General features: G+C 61.9%; 21 protein-coding genes and 2 tRNA genes. 15 read left to right on the top strand and 8 right to left on the bottom strand.

Translation table 11 applies throughout. The features are described 5' to 3' along the window. The first annotated feature begins 206 nt into the window (after positions 1-206). From KJP28_RS09680 to bmt, 3 genes are all read left to right on the top strand, one after another. Entirely contained in the window at positions 207-521 is a 315-nt protein-coding gene (locus KJP28_RS09680; RefSeq protein WP_218392344.1) for a DUF1476 domain-containing protein, read from the top strand. Between the two features lie 181 nt (positions 522-702). Then, complete coding sequence (locus KJP28_RS09675) at positions 703-2,643, top strand: phosphatidylglycerol lysyltransferase domain-containing protein (RefSeq protein ID WP_218392343.1); 1,941 nt, start codon at positions 703-705, stop codon at positions 2,641-2,643. A 78-nt stretch (positions 2,644-2,721) separates the two neighbouring features. Beyond that, positions 2,722-3,741, top strand: a complete 1,020-nt coding sequence (gene bmt / locus KJP28_RS09670; RefSeq protein WP_218392342.1) for a betaine--homocysteine S-methyltransferase — start codon at positions 2,722-2,724, stop codon at positions 3,739-3,741. Positions 3,742-3,759: 18 nt separating this feature from the next. Here the strand turns inward: bmt and KJP28_RS09665 are convergent, their stop codons facing one another. Then, positions 3,760-4,839: a PA0069 family radical SAM protein gene (locus tag KJP28_RS09665; protein WP_218392341.1), complete on the bottom strand. Its 1,080-nt coding sequence runs from the start codon at positions 4,837-4,839 to the stop codon at positions 3,760-3,762. A gap of 137 nt (positions 4,840-4,976) precedes the next feature. On the opposite strand from KJP28_RS09665, the gene KJP28_RS09660 reads away from it, so the two are divergent. The 5 genes from KJP28_RS09660 to KJP28_RS09640 are packed head-to-tail and all read left to right on the top strand — an operon-like array spanning position 4,977 to position 7,055. Further along, a complete protein-coding gene (locus tag KJP28_RS09660) occupies positions 4,977-5,681 on the top strand; it encodes a corrinoid protein (RefSeq protein ID WP_218392340.1) in 705 nt (234 codons plus the stop codon). Beyond that, positions 5,681-5,854, top strand: coding sequence for a hypothetical protein (locus tag KJP28_RS09655; protein WP_218392339.1), 174 nt, complete (start codon positions 5,681-5,683; stop codon positions 5,852-5,854). The genes KJP28_RS09660 and KJP28_RS09655 overlap by 1 nt, the downstream gene beginning before the upstream one ends. A gap of 51 nt (positions 5,855-5,905) precedes the next feature. After that, positions 5,906-6,121 (top strand): hypothetical protein, encoded by a 216-nt coding sequence (locus KJP28_RS09650; protein ID WP_218392338.1) that lies wholly within the window; start codon positions 5,906-5,908, stop codon positions 6,119-6,121. Continuing rightward, complete coding sequence (locus KJP28_RS09645; RefSeq protein WP_218392337.1) at positions 6,121-6,432, top strand: YbjQ family protein; 312 nt, start codon at positions 6,121-6,123, stop codon at positions 6,430-6,432. The genes KJP28_RS09650 and KJP28_RS09645 overlap by 1 nt, the downstream gene beginning before the upstream one ends. Then, on the top strand, positions 6,429-7,055 hold the full coding sequence (locus tag KJP28_RS09640; RefSeq protein WP_218392336.1) for a DUF1638 domain-containing protein: 627 nt from the start codon (positions 6,429-6,431) through the stop codon (positions 7,053-7,055). The genes KJP28_RS09645 and KJP28_RS09640 overlap by 4 nt, the downstream gene beginning before the upstream one ends. Positions 7,056-7,074: 19 nt before the next feature. On the opposite strand, the gene KJP28_RS09635 is transcribed toward KJP28_RS09640, so the two are convergent. Then, the gene (locus KJP28_RS09635) at positions 7,075-7,485 is read right to left on the bottom strand and encodes a SufE family protein (protein ID WP_218392335.1); all 411 of its coding nucleotides are present in this window, start codon (positions 7,483-7,485) and stop codon (positions 7,075-7,077) included. A 117-nt stretch (positions 7,486-7,602) separates the two neighbouring features. Here KJP28_RS09635 and KJP28_RS09630 point away from each other — a divergent pair, with 117 nt between their 5' ends. After that, the gene (locus KJP28_RS09630; RefSeq protein WP_218392334.1) at positions 7,603-8,079 is read left to right on the top strand and encodes a hypothetical protein; all 477 of its coding nucleotides are present in this window, start codon (positions 7,603-7,605) and stop codon (positions 8,077-8,079) included. Here KJP28_RS09630 and rnd read toward each other — a convergent pair. The 3 genes from rnd to purM all read right to left on the bottom strand — a co-directional run bounded on the left by rnd (position 8,076) and on the right by purM (position 10,936). Then, complete coding sequence (gene rnd, locus KJP28_RS09625; RefSeq protein WP_218392333.1) at positions 8,076-9,239, bottom strand: ribonuclease D; 1,164 nt, start codon at positions 9,237-9,239, stop codon at positions 8,076-8,078. The genes KJP28_RS09630 and rnd overlap by 4 nt on opposite strands. Positions 9,240-9,302: 63 nt before the next feature. Then, positions 9,303-9,893, bottom strand: coding sequence for a phosphoribosylglycinamide formyltransferase (purN, locus tag KJP28_RS09620; RefSeq protein WP_218392332.1), 591 nt, complete (start codon positions 9,891-9,893; stop codon positions 9,303-9,305). After that, on the bottom strand, positions 9,890-10,936 hold the full coding sequence (purM, locus tag KJP28_RS09615) for a phosphoribosylformylglycinamidine cyclo-ligase (RefSeq protein ID WP_218392331.1): 1,047 nt from the start codon (positions 10,934-10,936) through the stop codon (positions 9,890-9,892). The genes purN and purM overlap by 4 nt, the downstream gene beginning before the upstream one ends. Positions 10,937-11,085: 149 nt before the next feature. On the opposite strand from purM, the gene KJP28_RS09610 reads away from it, so the two are divergent. From KJP28_RS09610 to KJP28_RS09600, 3 genes are all read left to right on the top strand, one after another. Beyond that, positions 11,086-11,162 (top strand) — tRNA-Ile (locus KJP28_RS09610). 68 nt (positions 11,163-11,230) lie between these two features. Further along, on the top strand, positions 11,231-12,151 hold the full coding sequence (locus KJP28_RS09605; protein ID WP_218392330.1) for an MBL fold metallo-hydrolase: 921 nt from the start codon (positions 11,231-11,233) through the stop codon (positions 12,149-12,151). A gap of 50 nt (positions 12,152-12,201) precedes the next feature. After that, a tRNA-Asn gene (locus KJP28_RS09600) sits at positions 12,202-12,276 on the top strand. 13 nt (positions 12,277-12,289) lie between these two features. Here the strand turns inward: KJP28_RS09600 and KJP28_RS09595 are convergent. Next, complete coding sequence (locus tag KJP28_RS09595; RefSeq protein ID WP_218392329.1) at positions 12,290-12,754, bottom strand: GFA family protein; 465 nt, start codon at positions 12,752-12,754, stop codon at positions 12,290-12,292. 328 nt (positions 12,755-13,082) lie between these two features. Here KJP28_RS09595 and KJP28_RS09590 point away from each other — a divergent pair, with 328 nt between their 5' ends. The 3 genes from KJP28_RS09590 to KJP28_RS09585 are packed head-to-tail and all read left to right on the top strand — an operon-like array spanning position 13,083 to position 15,429. Continuing rightward, positions 13,083-13,283: a hypothetical protein gene (locus tag KJP28_RS09590; protein WP_218392328.1), complete on the top strand. Its 201-nt coding sequence runs from the start codon at positions 13,083-13,085 to the stop codon at positions 13,281-13,283. A gap of 23 nt (positions 13,284-13,306) precedes the next feature. After that, on the top strand, positions 13,307-13,432 hold the full coding sequence (locus KJP28_RS19945; RefSeq protein ID WP_255552289.1) for a hypothetical protein: 126 nt from the start codon (positions 13,307-13,309) through the stop codon (positions 13,430-13,432). Continuing rightward, the gene (locus KJP28_RS09585; protein ID WP_218392327.1) at positions 13,429-15,429 is read left to right on the top strand and encodes an acetoacetate--CoA ligase; all 2,001 of its coding nucleotides are present in this window, start codon (positions 13,429-13,431) and stop codon (positions 15,427-15,429) included. The genes KJP28_RS19945 and KJP28_RS09585 overlap by 4 nt, the downstream gene beginning before the upstream one ends. 217 nt (positions 15,430-15,646) lie before the next feature. Here the strand turns inward: KJP28_RS09585 and KJP28_RS09580 are convergent, their stop codons facing one another. Together KJP28_RS09580 and KJP28_RS09575 are read right to left on the bottom strand one after the other, a co-directional pair. After that, positions 15,647-16,540 carry an acyl-CoA thioesterase gene (locus KJP28_RS09580; RefSeq protein ID WP_218392326.1) on the bottom strand — a complete coding sequence of 298 codons (894 nt, stop codon included), beginning with the start codon at positions 16,538-16,540 and terminating at the stop codon, positions 15,647-15,649. Then, positions 16,537-18,186 carry an AMP-binding protein gene (locus KJP28_RS09575; protein WP_218392325.1) on the bottom strand — a complete coding sequence of 550 codons (1,650 nt, stop codon included), beginning with the start codon at positions 18,184-18,186 and terminating at the stop codon, positions 16,537-16,539. Before KJP28_RS09575 ends, KJP28_RS09580 begins: the two co-directional genes overlap by 4 nt. Between the last annotated feature and the right edge of the window lie 222 nt (positions 18,187-18,408).

Raw genomic sequence — 18,408 nt, 5'->3', positions numbered from 1 at the left:
TAATCTCCTTGTCGCGCGAACAGCCGCACGGGATTTCGCCCTCTTAGACCAAGGCCGCGAGGTGAGCAAGCGTTGGCACCATGCCACGTTGCACATGTCAGGCCCGCGACAATTGGCGGCGAAACGGTCATGATCGCGCTACCGGGGCTTGCGGGCTGACACGCGAGAAGGCATATGGAGAACAACTTCAGGAGGGACCGACATCCATGAGCACGTTCGACGACCGCGAAAACGCCTTTGAGAACAAATACGCCCATGACCAGGAAATGCAGTTCAAGGCCGAAAGCCGCGCGAACAAGCTTCTGGCGATCTGGGCCGCTGGGCTTCTGGGCAAGTCCGGGGAAGAGGTGCAGGTTTATATCACCGAGGTGATCAAGGCCGATTTCGAAGAGGCCGGACATGAGGATGTCGTGCGCAAGGTCGCCGGCGACCTAGGTGACAAGAGCTCGGCAGACGAAGTCAGGGCCCAGCGTGCCACGATGCTCGCAGAAGCCAAGGCGCAGCTGATGAGCGAAAGCTGAAGCGCCCGCTTTACATTGCAAAGAACACGAAATGCGTCGGACCCCGGCGCGTTTTTTGTGCGTAGAAGGCGTCGCGATCAGGGCGTCAAACACCTGACGGCAGTTGCCAATCCGCATCCGAATTGCGTTCATTTCGAGATGTTAACCCACCTTTATTGCCCAGTGCTCATAACGGGCAATCATGAAACGGGTGGAGAGCACTTTGGGCCAGATCGACCCCGCGAGCCGTCCGGTCGCGCTTTCGTCTGATGCGCAGTCTCTGGACGTGCGGCGCGCACTCCTCCGGCAGGTTCCGGTGTTGGCCGTCGTTGCGGTTCTCGCATTGCTGCTGCGGGATCGCCTAACGGAACTGGACGTCGCCCGTATCGGGCAGGCCTTTGCCACTGTGCGACCGGAGCAATGGATGCTCGGCCTGGGCCTGACCGCGATCAGTTTCTGGGCGCTCGGGCAATACGACGTGGTCGTTCACAGGATGATCGGGCGCGATACTGACCCGCGCCGGGCCGCGCGTACGGGGATGGCAGCGGTCGCTCTTGGCCAGACGCTCGGCATGGGAACTCTGACCGGTTCGTTCGTGCGCTGGCGCATGCTTCCCGGTCTGGGATTGTTCGACGCGACCAAGATTTCCGCCATAGTCACATTCTCTTTCTTCACCGCATGGGCTGTCGTTCTGTCCTGCGCGGTTTTGTCGTTCGGGGCGGCGGTGCCCCATGCCGGGGCGATCTCTGTTCTCGTCCTCTTCGCCGCTCTTGGTTTCGTCATTGTTAGCGTTCTGCGTCCCGGCCCCATTTCCCGCCTGCCCCTGCCGCCCGCAAAGGCGATGGGCCTGATCCTCGTCTTCACGGTGATCGACACCTGTGCTGCGGCGGGGGCGCTCTGGGCCATGATGCCGGCCGAGTTTGCACTCGCCCCCGGGCCGGTCATCGCGGCCTATCTCATGGCCCTCGGCGCAGGGTTGATCCTGTCGACACCGGGAGGCGTCGGGCCTTTCGAGATTGCCTTGCTCACCCTTCTGCCCAACGTGCCGGACGAACCGCTTCTTGCAGCGATCCTTGCGTTTCGTGCCGTTTACTACGCCGTGCCCGCAGTGATCGCCGGAGTGATGGTATTGCGGCCCGGTACAGCTCCGTCAGGTTCTGCACCTGCGCGGTCTGCGCTGGAAAGGGTTCGTCCCCCGCACTTCCCGCTCGTGCTCGAAGCAGCACTTGCATCCGCCCCACGCGCAGAGGCCGCGCTCCTGCGACACGGGCGGTTCGAACTCCTGTCGAACTCTCGATGCTGGCCCACGGCGCTCGTCGCACGTTCGGGACAATCTCTGATCATGCTCGGTGACCCGCTCGCCCCTGATCGCGGTGGAGACGAGGTGTTTCCTGGCCTGATCGACCGGGCGCAGGCAACGCTTCGCGCGCCGGTGATCTACAAATGCGGAGGCCGTCTCGCGGCACAGGCGCGGCGCGCCGGCTGGTTAACGCTACCGATCGCGCGTGAAGGCTATCTGGATCCCTCGCAATATAGCCCCGACGGGCCTCGCAAACGTCAATTGCGACGAAAACTGCGCAAGGCCAAAAGCGCAGGTATCGGGATAGAGGTGATCGCGCCGGGCGACCCGGTCCCGCTTCCGGTCCACGAAATGGACGACCTGGCCAAAGACTGGGCAAGAGCACGCGGAGGAGAGCGCGGCTTTTCGATGGGGACCTGGGATCCTTCCACGTTGCGCCACGCGATGATCGTGCTGGCGCGGGACTCCGGTGGCGCGCTTTGTGGTTTCATTACGCTCCACGTCAATCAAAGCGAGGCGACATTGGACCTCATGCGACAGTGCGAGATGCCGCCCGACGGGATGATGCACCTCCTGGTTCACCACGCGGTGAAAGCCTGTCACGACCTGGACCTGTCGAGGTTTTCACTCGCCGCCGTGCCTTTTGGTCCGCGCGACGACGAGCCCTTCCTGTTCACAACACTGCGCGGCTGGCTCGACCGAACTTCCGGCGCGGAAGGTTTGCGCCAGTTCAAGTCCGCTTACGATCCGTTCTGGGAAACGCTCTATATCGCCGCTCCGAGCCGCGCCGCTCTGGTCCTCGGTGCGCTCGATGTCATGCGCGAAATCACGCGCGATCCCTGAATTTTCGACACATGAGCCGATTTGCACCCTGATCGGTTTCGTGGCACATCCACGCTCGTTAGCGAAAGGATGCTTCACATGACCACCAATGCGCTCTCGGAGCTATTGTCCCAACGTGATTGGCTTTTGACCGACGGTGCCACCGGCACCACGCTGTTCAACATGGGGTTGGTTTCGGGCGATGCACCGGAATTGTGGAACGTCGAGCACCCTGATCGCATTCGCGCGCTTTACCAGGGTCCCGTGGACGCGGGTTCGGACCTGTTCTTGACCAACAGTTTCGGCGGAACCGCCTCGCGCCTGAAACTCCACAACGCGCAGGACCGGGTGGGCGAACTGAACCGTGCCGCTGCCGAGCTGGGTCGCGAAATCGCCGATGCTTCGGGACGGAAGGTCGTGGTCGCCGGTTCGATGGGCCCGACCGGTGAAATCATGGAGCCGATGGGCCCGCTCTCCTACGACTCCGCCGTCGAGATGTTCCACGAACAGGCCGAAGCACTGAAAGACGGCGGCGCGGATGTGCTCTGGGTCGAAACCATCTCGGCCCCCGATGAATACAAGGCCGCCGCGCGCGCCGCCGAGCTGGCCGAAATGCCGTGGTGCGGCACGATGAGCTTCGACACTGCCGGGCGCACGATGATGGGCTTCACCTCCGCCGACCTCGCCAAGATGGTCGAGACGCTACCGAACCCACCCCTCGCCTATGGCGCAAATTGCGGCGTCGGCGCCTCCGACCTTCTGCGCACCGTATTGGGGTTTCAGGCTTCGGGCAGCGAACGCCCGATCATCGCCAAGGGGAATGCGGGCATCCCGAAGTATGTCGACGGTCACATCCATTACGACGGCACGCCGGACTTGATGGCCGACTACGCGGTCCTCGCCCGTGACAGCGGCGCGACGATCATCGGCGGTTGCTGCGGCACCACGACCGAACACCTGGTGCGGATGCGCGAGGCTTTGGAAACCCGGCCCCGCGGCGAGACGCCGACGCTCGACAAGATCACGCAGGCGCTTGGTGGGTTCTCGTCTCCTTCGGACGGCACGGATGGCGAAGGACCCGCCCGCCGCGAGCGCAAGGGGCGACGCCGCAAGGGGTGATCGCCTGACAGGGCGCATTCAGAACAATTCCAACTGCGCGGACGGTTTCCGCGGCACCTCGAACAAGTCGGTGCGAAGAGTTGGCAGGTCCCGAAATCCGAGCCTCTTTGCCGCGATCTCGAACCTCTTGGCGACGACCTCGGCATAGGCCCCTTCGCCCCGCATCCGATGCCCCCAACGCGGATCGTAATCCTGCCCGCCATGCATGTCGCGCACATGGCCCATGACGCGAGACGCCCGGCCGGGATAATGCGCTTCGAGCCAGTCGCGAAAAAGCGGCGACACTTCAAGCGGCAGGCGCAGCATGATCCAGCTCGCCGCCTGTGCCCCCGCCTCGCACCCTGCCTTGAGGATCGCTTCGAGTTCCGGGTCGGTCAGAGCCGGAATCATTGGCGCAGCCATGACACGCACCGGCACCCCGGCCTGCGCGAGCGCCCGTATCGTCGCGATGCGGCGGGCCGGAGCGGGCGCGCGCGGCTCCATGCGGCGCGACAGGGTACGGTCAAGTGAGGTCACGGACACCCCGACATGCACCAGCCCGTCCTTTGCTAGGTCGGACAGAATATCGAGATCGCGCTCGATCAAGGTGCCTTTGGTGACGATCCCGACGGGGTGACGATGGGCGCGAAGCACCTCGAGAATCTCGCGCATCACCTTCATTTTGGCTTCGACCGGTTGATATGGGTCCGTGTTCGTGCCGATCGCGATGGTTTCGGGTTGATACCGTCGGCGCGCGAATTCGCGGGCCAGCACCGAACCGATCCCCGGACGCGCCACAAGGCGGGTTTCGAAATCCAGCCCCGGTGACATGCCGAGCCAGGCGTGGCTGGGCCGGGCGAAGCAGTAGATGCAGCCGTGTTCGCATCCGCGATATGGGTTCAGCGACCGGTTGAACGGCACGTCGGGCGAACTGTTCCTGGTGATCGCAGACCGCGGACGTTCGATCCGCACGTCCGTGCGAAACGCCTCGCCATGTCCCTGCCCCCAACCGTCGTCGATCTCGACGCGCGCGAGCGATTCGTAACGCCCCGAGGCATTGCTGGTCGCCCCGCGACCGCGACGCCGCTCATGATCAATATGAAGAATCTCTTCGCTCATGAGAACATTAGTAGAACATTCATACTTCCCTGCAAAGGTCGCAGTTACATTTCGCCATGTCGCAAACGGTCGTGATTGCCCGGGCGCGATCTCGCATATAAGGGGGAAGAAGCGCGAACCGCCTGAAAGGTAAGGCAATGTCTGACGAAGAAGACGATATCATCCTCTCCGAGCTCGACGACGAAGAGCTTGTCGCCCAGATGATGGACGACCTCTATGACGGTCTGAAGGAGGAAATCGAGGAAGGCACCAACATCCTCCTCGAACGTGGGTGGCAACCGTATGACGTTCTGACCAAAGCGCTCGTCGCGGGCATGACCATCGTCGGCCACGACTTCCGAGACGGCATCCTGTTCGTTCCTGAAGTGCTGCTCGCGGCCAACGCGATGAAGGCAGGCATGGCGATCCTGAAGCCGCTTCTGGCCGAAACCGGCGCTCCGACCATTGGCAAGATGGTGATTGGCACGGTCAAGGGCGACATCCACGACATCGGCAAGAACCTTGTCGGCATGATGATGGAGGGCGCGGGGTTCGAAGTTGTGGATATCGGGATCAACAACCCGGTCGAGAACTACCTCGGCAAAGCCGCCGAGGAAAAAGCAGACATCATCGGCATGTCGGCGCTTCTGACCACGACGATGCCTTACATGAAGATCGTGATCGACGAGATGGTCGCGCAGGGTATTCGCGACGATTACATCGTTCTCGTGGGCGGCGCACCGTTGAACGAGGAATTCGGAAAATCCATTGGGGCCGACGCTTATTGCCGGGACGCAGCCGTTGCGGTCGAGACCGCGAAAGAGCTGATGGCGCGCAAACACAACCGGGCGCACGCGGGCTGATGCGGCGGGCGCTCCTCTGGGGGCTCGTGCTCATTTCCGTCGGTGGGGCCGGGGCGATCCTTGTCGCGGCCTTTCGCGCCGACCAGTTGACGGGTCAGGTGTTTTTCGCGCTTCTCCCGCTCGTCATGATGTTCTCGCTCGCCTGGAACGGGCTTTCGCGCAGGGATCGTTAAACCTTGCAACCCCCTGCGCCCTGCTCCATTTCATAAGGGAAAGGAACGCCCATGCCCCTCGACAAATTCGTTCTTATTCTCGTCGCCGTCATCGCAGCCGCCGGCCTCACTGTCTGGATCGGCACGCTCGTCGCGGCCTCGCTACAGATGCCGGCGGGTTGGCTCGTCCTTATCCCTGCGGCGCTCATTGCCTACGTGGTCTGGCGGGTGATTGCCGACCGTATCGGCAATTCCGAAGACGACCATTACGACAGGATCGAAAAGTGATGCAGGTTCTGACGACCGATCATGTGCCCGGGCGCGAGATCGAAGCGCTCGGCCTCGTGCGCGGCTCCACCGTTCGCGCGAAGCATATCGGAAGCGATATCGTCGCCTCGCTGCGAAACCTCGTCGGCGGCGAGGTGAAGGAATACGCCGCGCTCATGGCTGGTGCACGCGAACAGGCGCTGGACCGCATGATCGCCGAAGCCCGCGCGATGGGGGCAGATGCAGTGATCTCGGCGCGGTTCGAAACTTCGACCATCGCCCAAGGGGCTTCCGAAATCCTCGCCTACGGCACCGCGATCCGGTTCAAATGAGCCTGTCCGACGAGGCATTGCGTGAGGAAGGACTAGCGGCCGATGGCAACGGACGCGTTCTCGTCATAGGGTGCGGCGCCCTCGCCCGCGAAATCCTCGCCATTCGTTCCACCTCCGGTCTCGACCATGTCGATGTCACCTGCCTACCTGCCATCCTGCACAATCGCCCGGAGCGGATCGCCCCGGCGCTCGAGGCGACGATCAATGCGTGTCGCGGGAGATACGAGACGATTTTCGTGGCCTATGCCGATTGCGGGTCAGGCGGCGCCATTGCCAAAATCTGCGCAAAACATGGTGTCGAGATGCTCGACGGCCCCCATTGCTACAGCTTTTTCGAAGGCACCGCGGCTTTTTCAGCACGAGACGAGGTCACGGCCTTCTACCTGACCGATTTCCTCGCGCGGCAGTTCGATGCGTTCGTCACGCGGCCCCTTGGCCTTGACCGGCATCCCGAGCTTCGCGACGCCTATTTCGGAAATTATGAAAAGCTCGTCTATCTCGCCCAGACCGACGATCCGCATCTCGACGCGAAAGCGCGCGCCGCGGCCAAAAAACTGGGACTTGCTTACGAGCGGCGGGAGACGGGGTACGGCGATCTCGCCCCCGCCATCACCGCGCTCTGACTCTGCGGATCGCGCGTCGTCAGGCAGCTTCGACCGCCAGCTTGTTGATCCGCTGGATCATCGCCTTGAGGCCGTTCGAGCGTTGGGCGGAGAGATGTTCTTCAAGGCTCAGCCGCCCAAGCTCGGACCGCGCGTCGATTTTCGGCACTTCATCGACCGGAACACCGTCATAAAGCGCGACCAGCACCGCAATGATCCCCCGCACGATAAGTGCATCGGAATCGCCACGAAAATGGAAGGTTGCGCCGTCGATTTCGGGCATCAGCCAGACCTGGCTTGCGCATCCCTCGACCTTGGTCGCGGGGACTTTGAGCGCGTCTTCCAACGGTGGCATCGCCTTGCCCAGGTCGATCACGTGGGCATAGCGCGTTTCCCAATCGTCCAGAAACTCGAAATCCTCGACGATACCCTCAAATGCTTGCGTGGCCATGCGTGTCTCCTTTGCTCCCCACCTAGGCGCGACGAGGCAAAAGGTCCAGACCTGCAACTCCCGGGTTTTCAAGTCCCGCGCTTTCGGCTAGGCAAAGACAACAAACGGGGGACGCACATGATTTTCCGCATCTTCGGCGCGCTTGCACTATTGGTGGCCCTAGCTGGCTGCGATACAGGTCTCAGCCTCAATCCGACCGATTGGTTCGGACCGAAGGACGACATAGAACTCGTGACATTGGAGCCCGAAGAGGGCTGGGCTGCGACGCAGCAGGGCGACTACCGGGGACCGGTCGCTCAAGTGACCAGCCTCCAGATCGAACGCGCATCCGGTGGATACCTCATCCGGGCGACGGGTCTCCCGCCACGTCTTGGATACTGGGATGCGGAACTCGTGCCGGAAAACCGCGAAACGCCCGTAGACGGCGTCATGAGCTACACGTTCCGAATTGCACCGCCGCCGTGGCGCACGCGGCAATCGAGCGTTCCCGCGCGGACCGTTCACATCGCCCATTTCGTCTCGGATCTGACGCTTGGGAGTGCCAATCGCATCCGCGTCATTGGCGCGAACAACAGTTTAACGGCGGGCCGCTAGGTTTCGATCACCTGCACGGACGAACCTTTGACTCCAAGGGCCAATTCGCCGTCGCACAAGCGCAATGCATCATTGCCGAAAACGTCTGCGCGCCAGCCCTTGAGCGCCGGAATGCCGCGTTTGCCAGCCGCGAGCAGATCGAGATCGGCTGCTGATGCGATCAGCTTCTGCGCGACGCCGGTGTCTTCGCACCGTGCCTTCAATAGGACCCGCAGAAGATCGGCCAGTGCCGGGTTGACCTGCAACTTTTCGCGTCCGTTCTTGTCCGGCGTCGGCATGTCTTCGGGCGCCGTTTCCAGCCCCACCTGAATTGCGGCAAGGATGCCGTCGGCGATCTCGCCGCGCCGCGCTTCACGAAGCAAAAGCCTCGACCGGTTCAGGTCTTTCGCATCCCGCGGCTTGGTCGACGCCAATTCCATCAAGGCATCGTCCTTGAACACCCGGTTGCGTGGAATGTTGCGGGACTGGGCGTATCCTTCACGAAACCGAGCGAGTTCGCGCACGATTGCGAGGAAGCGGCCCGACTGGGTCCGGGTCTTGACGCGTTTCCAGGCCTCGGACGGTTCGATCACGTAGGTGTCCGGATCGGTCAGAACCGACAGCTCTTCCTTCACCCATTTGGCGCGACCCGTCTTTTCCAGTTCGGCCTTCAGGTATTCGTAAATCTCGCGCAGATGGGTGACATCGCCGATCGCATAGGTTTTCTGGGCCTCCGTTAGAGGCCTGCGCGACCAATCAGTGAAGCGCGAAGACTTGTCGAGTTGCGCTTTCGCGATCTTGCGCACGAGCGTTTCATACCCTGCCTGATCCCCGAAGCCACAGACCATTGCCGCCACCTGCGTATCGAACATGGGCGACGGGATCAGCCCGGCATCGACGAAGAATATCTCGAGATCCTGACGCGCAGCATGGAAGACCTTCACCACACCTTCATCGCGAAAGAGGTCATAGAGCGGTTCGAGCGAAAGGTCTTCGGCCAGCGGATCGACCAGGACGGCATCCTCTGCATCGTCGTCACCCGCGACCGCGAGTTGCACGAGGCACAGCTTGGAATAATACGTGCGCTCTCGGAGAAATTCCGTATCCACGGTGACGTAAGGAAAGGTTGCCGCGCGGGCACAGTATTCTGCCAGCGCATCGGTCGTCGTTATCGTTTTCATACTGCTTTGTCTTCAGCCTGTTCGCAGTCCCGTTTATCGGCAATCGGGCGAGAGAGAAAGGGGTCAGCGCAGAGAGATCGGTGTCCTGTCCCCAGTCGCGAAGCGTGCGAGCACCTCCGGATACAGTCGGTGTTCCATTGGAAGGACGCGCTTAGCCAGCGTCTCGGCCGTGTCATCCGGCGCAATCGACACCCGCGCCTGTCCCAATACAGGGCCCCCGTCGAGTTCCGCCGTGACTTCGTGTACCGAGCAGCCCGCCTCCTCATCCCCCGCCGCGATCGCGCGGGCGTGGGTGTTCAAGCCCTTGTACTTTGGAAGGAGCGAGGGATGGATATTGAGCATCCGGCCCGCATAATGCGTGATGAAAACCGGCGTCAGGATCCGCATGAACCCTGCGAGGCAAATAATATCCGGCGCCGCCCGGTCAATCCGCTCGATCAGGGCCGCTTCGAACGCCTCGCGGTCCTTTCCAAATGGCCTGTGATCCACGACTGCGGTGTCGATGCCCATCGCCTCGGCCTTGGCCAATCCCCCAGCCCCCGGTACATTCGACAGAACGAGGCAGGGTCGCGCCGGATGATAGCCCACCATGCTTTCAGCAAGAGCGACCATGTTCGAGCCTGACCCGGAAATCAGGATCGCGACCCGTTTCACAGGAGCGAGCCCAGGTACTGCACGCCATCGCCCGGATTAATGCGGCCAATCTGCGTGACCGTCTCCCCGGCCTCCTCGAGCGCCTGCGTGACCTCGCGAACCGACTTCGCGTCGACCACGATCACCATGCCGATGCCGCAGTTGAACGTCTTCAGCATCTCGGCCTGGTCCATCTTGCCGGTTTCGGCCAACCAATCGAACACAGGCGGCAGCGCCCATTCATCGAGGTCGATCAGCGCCTGACCACCTTTCGGCAGGATCCGCGGTATGTTTTCCGTCAACCCGCCGCCGGTGATATGTGCGAATGCATGAACGCCCCCGGCCGCAATCGCAGCGAGCGCGGGTTTGACATAAAGACGCGTCGGGGCCAGAAGCGCCTCGCCCAGCGTTCCCTCGCCCCAAGGACAATCTGCATCCCAGCCAAGCCCTGAGACCTCGACCAGTTTGCGGACGAGCGAGTAGCCGTTCGAATGCACGCCAGATGAAGACAGGCCCAGCAGGACGTCTCCCTCGGCCACGCCAGCGGGAAGTGCCGTGCCCCGCTCCATCGCGCCCACGGCGAAACCCGCAAGGTCGAAGTCACCGTCGGCATACATCCCCGGCATCTCTGCCGTTTCCCCACCGATCAGCGCGCAGCCGGAAGTGAGACATCCCTCGGCAATGCCTTCGACAATCGTCGCCGCATCGTCCACCGCAAGCTTGCCCGTCGCGAAATAATCGAGGAAAAACAACGGCTCAGCCCCTTGGCAGACAAGGTCGTTGACGCACATGGCGACAAGATCGATCCCGACCGTGCCCACGTTGCCAGTGTCGATCGCGATCTTGAGCTTGGTGCCCACGCCATCGGTTGCCGCGACCAGAACCGGGTCGGTGTATCCCGCCGCCTTGAGATCGAACAGCCCGCCGAAACCACCAAGACCGGCCATGACGCCCGGCCGGTTCGTCCGCTTCGCGGCCGGTTTGATCCGTTCGACAAGTTCGTTGCCAGCGTCGATATCGACGCCCGCGTCGGCATAGGTGATTCCGTTGTTTTTCTCGGTCATGGCGGCCCCCAGAGTGTTGGCGAGGGCGTAGCCCAGCCCGCCGAGATATGCAACGGCGCTTGACCCCTCTGTCGGTCGTGCTACCTAGAGCCGCACGATCCGTCCCACGGGGTAGATCGACAGGTGCGCATATCGTGCATACCTAAGGTGGGCCTGTAGCTCAATTGGTTAGAGCAGAGCGCTCATAACGCTTTGGTTGCGGGTTCAAGTCCTGCCGGGCCTACCAATCCACCTTTTCACGCCGATCACCGGATCCGGGTTGCCTTGCGCGTCGATGCGGGGTTGTGTCAGGACATGGACAAGACCAACGCACCCGTTCCCGGCGAGATGGAATTCCTCGAACCAGGTATTCGCCGCATCCTCTGCCCGAACCCCTCGCCCATGACGTATTGGGGCACCAACACGTTCATTCTGGGCGAAGGCTCGGTGGCGGTCGTCGACCCGGGGCCGGACATGCCGGGACACCTCGACGCGATCCTTGCGGGCGTCGCCACCGGCGAAAGGATCGCCAAAATTCTCGTCACGCACGCTCATGTCGACCATTCACCAGGTGCGCGGCTCTTGTCCGACCGCACAGGTGCCCCGGTCATGGCATTCGGAAATGCCCTCGCAGGGCGCAGCAAGGTGATGTGCGATCTCGTGTCCGGTGGAATGGCGTCAGGCGGCGAAGGTGTAGACCAGGGGTTCAGGCCGGACGAAACGTTGGAAGACGGCGACGAGATCGACGTGGGCGGGCTTTCGATAGGCGCGATCTGGACGCCTGGCCATTTCGCAAACCACCTGAGCTTTGCGATTGGCGACGCCGTCCTCGTTGGAGATCACGTGATGGCCTGGGCCTCGTCGCTCGTGTCGCCGCCTGATGGGGATCTGACGGCATTCATGGCGAGCTGCGAAAAACTGCGAGCGCGGCATGACAGGGTGCACTACCCGGCCCATGGTCCCGCCATCACCGACCCCACCGCGCGGCTCGACTGGCTTATCGCGCACCGAAAAAGCCGCGAGTCGGAGATTCTCGCCGTTCTCACATCCGGCCCGCGCGACGTGGCCCAGCTGACGCGCGCGATCTATACCGACACGCCTGATACACTGATCCCCGCCGCCGAACGCAATGTCTTTGCGCATCTCATAGACTTGCATACAAGGGGTTTCGTCACCTCCAGCCCGGCCCTGACTCCGGATGCCCGCTTTATGCGGAATGAGGCGGAAAAAATGTGACGAATACCTCTGGACGAGACAATTGCGCATTGCTATACGCGCTGCGGTGTTCCGGCGTAGCTCAGCGGTAGAGCAGTTGACTGTTAATCAATTGGTCGTAGGTTCGATCCCTACCGCCGGAGCCAAAATTCACTTTCTTCATTCATCTTGACTGGTGCGTAGCCAGTGGCTTTCTGGCCGTTTCGGGGCGTAAGCTTGTGTCGTTTCGTGGCTGTGCGAAACGGAGAGGGACACGAACGGTGCTTGAGATCGGGTGAAAACCTCGCGATCGACGTCGTACCAGAAGGTCGGCGGATCGAATGTGCCACCGGCGATCGCGATTGCGCCTTCGAAGAGGTCGAGGCTCCAGAATAGTGTCGTTCCGCAGATCTTGCAGAATCGGGTCGTGAAGTTACGGCCGCTTTCCGTCGTGAAACTGTAGTCGGCGAGATCGCCTGACAGGATGTCTACCTGTGATGCATCGAAATACACCGAGATGCCGAAAGCGCTCCCGGTGCGGGTCTGGCAATACCGACAGTGGCAGACGCCGGTCCTCTGCGGTATGCCGCGGGTACAGTAGCGCACTGCGCCGCAGGAACAGCCGCCTTCATGTATCTCGTTCATGCCATTCTCCTCGCCTTCCACCCTGACCTCGCCGTGCATAGGCTGGCAACGAGAATCCGTCAGCGCCAGGTTGGCCGAGGCCCAAGAAAGCGGGCATGCCAGAGACACAGGCCAAGACCATTCGTACGCTCGCGCGTGGGATCGACGTTTTGCGAATGCCGCACGATCGGGGACGATGCGACTGCACGACTTGCACCAAAGTACCGAAATTCCAATGGCCACGCTCCTCAACATCCCCAAGACGTTGAACATGCACGGCGCGGTGTACTGACGCATTTTCGACGGGGCATACCCGCCGTCCCATCCACTTGTAGGAATGTCGGGCCTGATGGACCGTGAGCAAGCGTTGGTCGAGCCGGCGGCGCCCGTGCTGACCCGCCTGACGAACGAGATCGAATGGCCTTCAGTCCTCGCCGTGCCGCGCCCGACACATACGGAGGCGCTGGAGGCCGAGCCGCACATGGCGCTGGTCGGGTGCAACCGCGTTTCCAACGTAGAGATGCTCGAGGTGGCGGTAACGTCGCTCTGACACAGCGCGACGGAGCATTGGCAGTGGGTGTCACGACCGGCACAGGGGACCGTGCCGCTTTCAACGCGGTTGAACCGGGCGAGCGGGCGCATATGGTGCTAAATACGCTCGAAGACTTCACCCTGGACATCACGGAGCCCGCTGAATGATCAACGTCACTGAAGGCCAAGAACTCTGGCGCGCGACCGAGGCGCGCAAATCTGGCTCGCAGACCGCGCATTTCATAGATTGGCTGGCACGGAACCGGGGAAAGAATTTCTCTGACTACTGGGGGCTCTGGCGCTGGTCGGTCGATGATATTCCGGGATTCTGGCAGGCGATCTGGGATTATTTCGAGATCATCCATAACGGTGAAATCGAGAAAATCCTGACCGACGATCCGATGCCGCGCACACGTTGGTTCACCGGAACGCAGCTCAACTACGCCGAACACGTTCTGCGGCAGGAAACGAATGGCGATCCGTCTCGGACGGTGATCTCGCATACCTCCGAGGCGCGCCCCGAGCTTGCACATATGAGCTGGGGCGAACTGGGTGGCGCGGTGCGCAAGCTTGCGACCCGGCTGCGCGACATGGGCATCGAGCCAGGGGATCGGATCGTCGCTTACATGCCGAACATCCCCGAGACGTTCATCGCCATGCTTGCAACCACCGCCATCGGCGCGACGTGGTCTTCGGCGGCACCGGAATTCGGCTCTCAGACGGTGATCGACCGCTTCAGCCAGATCGAACCAAAGCTGGTTTTCGCCGTGAACGGATACCGCTACGGCGGAAAGGACTTCGACCGCACGGGGGAACTGGCACATATCCTCGGCAAACTGCCGAGCGCGGAACAGGTCGTGATGCTCGATTATCTACCCGACGCGGGCGCACCGGATTTTGCGGGCGAGATCATACCATGGGATGACATGGTGTCTGGTCCAGACGTGGCGCGAGAAGACTTCGACTTCACGCGTGTTCCATCCGATCACCCGCTCTGGATTCTATTCTCGTCAGGGACGACGGGCCTTCCGAAACCCATCGTTCACGGGCACCACGGGATTGTCGTCGAGCATCTGAAATCCGGGGCGTTTCACCTCGACATGCACGAAAACGCGGTGCAGTTCTGTTACTCGACCACTGGCTGGATGGTGTGGAACACGCTCATGCAGGGGCCGATGCTGAACGGGCGTGTCGTACTCTATGACGGGCATCCGACCTACCCCGACGCGGCCTATCTCTGGGATCTCATGTCGAAGACCGGCGTCACCACCTTCGGTGTGTCGCCGACTTTCATGGGACTCGTGCGCAGTCAGGGTATCAGGCCGGGCGAAGATTTCGATATGTCCGCGTTGGAGACGATCCTTCTGACGGGATCTCCCTCGACCCCGGAAATCCTTGCGTGGATTCATGACGCGGTGAAAGCCGACATATACGCGACATCGCAATCGGGCGGGACCGAGGTCTGTTCCGGCATTCTCGCCGGGTCCTGCCTGCTCCCCGCCAACGCGGGCGAGATACAAGCTCCCGCGCTTGGCACGGACACCGTGGCATTCAACGAGGTCGGGAAGCCGGTCGTGGGAGACGTGGGCGAATTGGTGATCCGGCAACCCATGCCCTCTATGCCACTATTCTTCTGGGGCGATGACGATTTCTCACGCTACATAGACAGCTATTTCGACACCTTCCCCGGGATCTGGCGGCACGGTGACAGGGTGCGCTTTACAGAGACCGGTGGCTCTTATGTGCTTGGTCGGTCCGACGCGACACTCAACCGGTTCGGTGTTCGGATAGGGTCCGCCGAGATCTATCGCACCATCGAAGGGTTCGCCGAGGTCGCCGACAGCCTCATTGTCTGCATCGAAGAGCCGGACGGTGGATATTACATGCCGCTTTTCATCCAGATGGCCAAAGGCCAGCGCATGACCGACGACCTAGAGAAAGAGATCGTGCGACGCTTGCGGACCGAACGCTCCCCCCGCCACGTGCCCGACGTGATCGTGGAAGCGCCGGAAATTCCGACCACGCTCACCGGCAAGAAGATGGAAGTGCCGGTCCGGCGGATGCTGCTGGGTGAGGAGGCCGACAAGGTGGCTTCGAAAGACGCGACGAAAAACCCGGCGGCCGTCGATTGGTTCGCGGATTTCGCGAGGAAACGAAAGTCCTGACCACCAAACGTGTTGGCCAGGACCCGGCTCATTGCGATGACGGCACCCTTGGAGGTGACGTGATGCCACCATTCAGGCGGGGCCGCGAACGCAATCGCCGATGCCACTTTGATTATCGAACCGCCGCCCGCCCCGCGAAGCAGCATCGAAAACCAAAGGAAATCTTAGGCGACCAGAGCGTAGCGCCGAAATCAGTGCTAAGCGGCATGACCTCGTGTCAGGACCGGACGCGAATAAGGCCTTCCTGCGCGGTTTCGGCCACCATGACGCCGGATCGGTCGAAGATCTGCCCACGCGTGAAGCCGCGCCCGCCTGCTGCCCAAGGGCTGTCGGTGACATACAGAAGCCAGTCGTCGGCACGCACCGGGGCGTGGAACCACATCGCGTGATCGAGCGAGGCGACCTGCATGTCATGATCGGTGAAGCTTTTTCCATGCGGCATCATGGAAGCGCCCAAAAGCCCCATGTCGGATGCAAAGGCAAGCGCGGCGCGGTTCAGGCTCTCGTTTTCTGGCATTCCGCATCGCGTGCGGAACCAGAAGTTCGAAGATGGGCTGCGGTCGCTGCGGTCAAACGGCGCTCGCGGGTCGCAAAACCGAAGTTCCAGCGGGCGCTTCGCGGCCAACCGCAGCAGTTCGTCCGGTAACGCGTCGCGATGCGCTTCGATCAGCTCCGCTTCGGTCGGGAGGTCTTCGGGCGCAGGCACGTCGGGCATCGAAGATTGATGCGAAAGCCCGCCCTCTTCGACGTGGAAAGAGCACGACATGTTCAAGATCACTTCGCCGTCCTGCATCGCCACGACACGCCGTGTGTTGAAGCTGCGCCCGTCCCGGTCGCGCGACACGAGGTAAACGATCGGTTTCTCGCTGTTGCCTGCACGAATGAAATAGGCGTGGAGCGAGTGGGCCAGGCGCGCATCGTCAACGGTGCGCATCGCAGCGCGCAGGGCCTGACCGATCACCTGACCACCAAACACGCGGCCGCGCCCACCCGGTGTGGCCATGCCGCGAAAGATGTCGCGGTCGATCACTTCGACCTCCAGCAGTTTTACGAACAGGTCCGCGAGGTTGTTGCCGTCGCCAATATCCACTTGGGGCGTCTCGTCGCTCATGTGTCTCGTGTCTCCCTGCGCAAGGCCTTTCGGTCGGCCTTCCCGACAGGTGTATGAGGGAGAGTGGCGCGGAATTCCAGATGCCGGGGAATTTCATGGCGCCCGAGCTTGTCGGCCAAGAACGCCTGCAACTCCGTCAAGGAAAACGGCTTGGCCCCGACGTTCAGCGTGACGTAGACCTTCGCGCTTTCGCCCCGATAATCGTCTGGCACACCGACCACCATCGCTTCGGCGACGTTCGGGTGCTGATGGACGGCCTTTTCGATGACCAGTGGATAGACATTGAAGCCCCCTGAGAGGATCAGATCTTTCTTCCGGTCGACGATGTAGAAAAACCCGTCGTCGTCCATATACCCAACGTCTCCCGTGAGTAGCCAACCGTCGTGAAACGCGGTCCGGGTTTCCTCGGGTTTGTTCCAATACTCACGCATCACATTCGGGCCGCGAATGGCGATCTCACCGGTTTCGCCTGTCGGAAGAGTCTTTGCCGGATCCTCCACATCGACGATCTTCAGCTCCGCGCCAGCGATGGGAACTCCGATCGAGGCGGCCTTGTCGTCCCAAGCGCCTTTCGGGATGAGTGTCCCCGCAGCGCTCGTTTCCGTCATGCCCCAACCGCCGCGCACGTCGAGCCCCGTCATCTCACGCACCCTCCGGCGCACCTCCGTCGGCATCGGTGCGCCGCCGGACGACGCGTATTCCAGCGACGCGAGCTTTTCTCTTGTCACGCCGGGCGCTTGGAGAATGCCGATCCAGGTGGTCGGAACCCCGCCGAACGACGCGATCTTGTGCCGAGCGATTTCTTCCACCGCCTGCGCCGCGTCGAACCGCAGGCGCAGGTGAATAACGCCCCCTTCGCGCGTGCGTTTCATCAACGCCGTGACCAGCCCCATGATGTGAAACAGGGGCGAATAGACGAGCGCCGGTTTGCCGCGATCCGCCGCCGGTTCATCGAGCGAAAAGGCGTGAAACATCTCAACCGAAGCGCAAAGGTTCGCATGGGTCAGAACCGCGGCTTTCGGAAGACCGGTGGTCCCACCCGTGTATTGCAGCAGCGCGATGTCGTCGGGTCTCACATCAACCGGATCGAACCGCGCGCCCTCGTGGCCGTCCCAGAAATCCTCGACCGCCTGCGCCCCTTCGAGAAGCGGACAGTCACGCCCGGCGGCCGAGACCGGATCGGAGCATTGCACGATTACAGGTAAACCCTCGCGCCCGATCAACGCATTGAACTGGTGGCACAATTCCGGGGTCTTCAATGTCACGACCAGCTTCGCGCCGCTGTCTTCGAGCTTGTGCGCGATCTCCTCGGCTGCGTCGAGCGGCGACAGATGCGTGACCGCCGCGCCCGTCGCCAGTGCGGCGTAGAAGAAAATCGGGTGCCAGGGACAATTCGGAAGGTGCAGCGCGATCCGGTCCCCTTTGCCGATGCCCGACGCACGAAGGGCGGCTGCCATCCGCGCCACGTCTTGCCGCATCTCTGCATATGTCCAGGTCTGCCCGTAGTATTCGAGCATCAGCTGGTCCTCGAATTCCGCGAAAGCCTTCGACAACTCCCGGCACCAGGTCGACGGTTCAGGCCGAAGATCGTGAGGTGTCCGTTCGGGGTAATGCACCAGCCACGGGTGCCTGTCGGCCTCAATCATCTCGTCCTCCCTGTCCCGCACCGCGCGGTGTCGCAGAAGGCTACGGCCTCGAAATTGTATCGGTCAACGCGGATGACGTTAGGTCAAACGCAGGCCGCATCCATGACGTTACGGCGCGAATGAGCGACCGATGGCCGATCATCTCCTGATCTGCGTAATGCTGCGCTCTGGTCATCCATAAAAGTCTTGAGACGCGCCACATTATCGCCTTATTTCCGCCGC

It is taken from the genome of Maritimibacter dapengensis (genome assembly GCF_019218265.1).
Classification (GTDB): Bacteria; Pseudomonadota; Alphaproteobacteria; order Rhodobacterales; family Rhodobacteraceae; genus Maritimibacter; species Maritimibacter dapengensis.
Note: the sequence above shows the minus strand (reverse complement) of the source record. Positions and strands in the feature narration are given on the sequence as shown.

Coding starts and splice junctions, on each gene's coding strand:
- KJP28_RS09680 (WP_218392344.1), top strand. CDS start 207: ATGAGCACGTTCGACGACCGCGAAAACGCCTTTGAGAACAAATACGCC.
- KJP28_RS09675 (WP_218392343.1), top strand. CDS start 703: ATGAAACGGGTGGAGAGCACTTTGGGCCAGATCGACCCCGCGAGCCGT.
- bmt (WP_218392342.1), top strand. CDS start 2,722: ATGACCACCAATGCGCTCTCGGAGCTATTGTCCCAACGTGATTGGCTT.
- KJP28_RS09665 (WP_218392341.1), bottom strand. CDS start 4,839: ATGAGCGAAGAGATTCTTCATATTGATCATGAGCGGCGTCGCGGTCGC.
- KJP28_RS09660 (WP_218392340.1), top strand. CDS start 4,977: ATGTCTGACGAAGAAGACGATATCATCCTCTCCGAGCTCGACGACGAA.
- KJP28_RS09655 (WP_218392339.1), top strand. CDS start 5,681: ATGCGGCGGGCGCTCCTCTGGGGGCTCGTGCTCATTTCCGTCGGTGGG.
- KJP28_RS09650 (WP_218392338.1), top strand. CDS start 5,906: ATGCCCCTCGACAAATTCGTTCTTATTCTCGTCGCCGTCATCGCAGCC.
- KJP28_RS09645 (WP_218392337.1), top strand. CDS start 6,121: ATGCAGGTTCTGACGACCGATCATGTGCCCGGGCGCGAGATCGAAGCG.
- KJP28_RS09640 (WP_218392336.1), top strand. CDS start 6,429: ATGAGCCTGTCCGACGAGGCATTGCGTGAGGAAGGACTAGCGGCCGAT.
- KJP28_RS09635 (WP_218392335.1), bottom strand. CDS start 7,485: ATGGCCACGCAAGCATTTGAGGGTATCGTCGAGGATTTCGAGTTTCTG.
- KJP28_RS09630 (WP_218392334.1), top strand. CDS start 7,603: ATGATTTTCCGCATCTTCGGCGCGCTTGCACTATTGGTGGCCCTAGCT.
- rnd (WP_218392333.1), bottom strand. CDS start 9,239: ATGAAAACGATAACGACGACCGATGCGCTGGCAGAATACTGTGCCCGC.
- purM (WP_218392331.1), bottom strand. CDS start 10,936: ATGACCGAGAAAAACAACGGAATCACCTATGCCGACGCGGGCGTCGAT.
- KJP28_RS09605 (WP_218392330.1), top strand. CDS start 11,231: ATGGACAAGACCAACGCACCCGTTCCCGGCGAGATGGAATTCCTCGAA.
- KJP28_RS09595 (WP_218392329.1), bottom strand. CDS start 12,754: ATGAACGAGATACATGAAGGCGGCTGTTCCTGCGGCGCAGTGCGCTAC.
- KJP28_RS09590 (WP_218392328.1), top strand. CDS start 13,083: ATGGACCGTGAGCAAGCGTTGGTCGAGCCGGCGGCGCCCGTGCTGACC.
- KJP28_RS09585 (WP_218392327.1), top strand. CDS start 13,429: ATGATCAACGTCACTGAAGGCCAAGAACTCTGGCGCGCGACCGAGGCG.
- KJP28_RS09580 (WP_218392326.1), bottom strand. CDS start 16,540: ATGAGCGACGAGACGCCCCAAGTGGATATTGGCGACGGCAACAACCTC.
- KJP28_RS09575 (WP_218392325.1), bottom strand. CDS start 18,186: ATGATTGAGGCCGACAGGCACCCGTGGCTGGTGCATTACCCCGAACGG.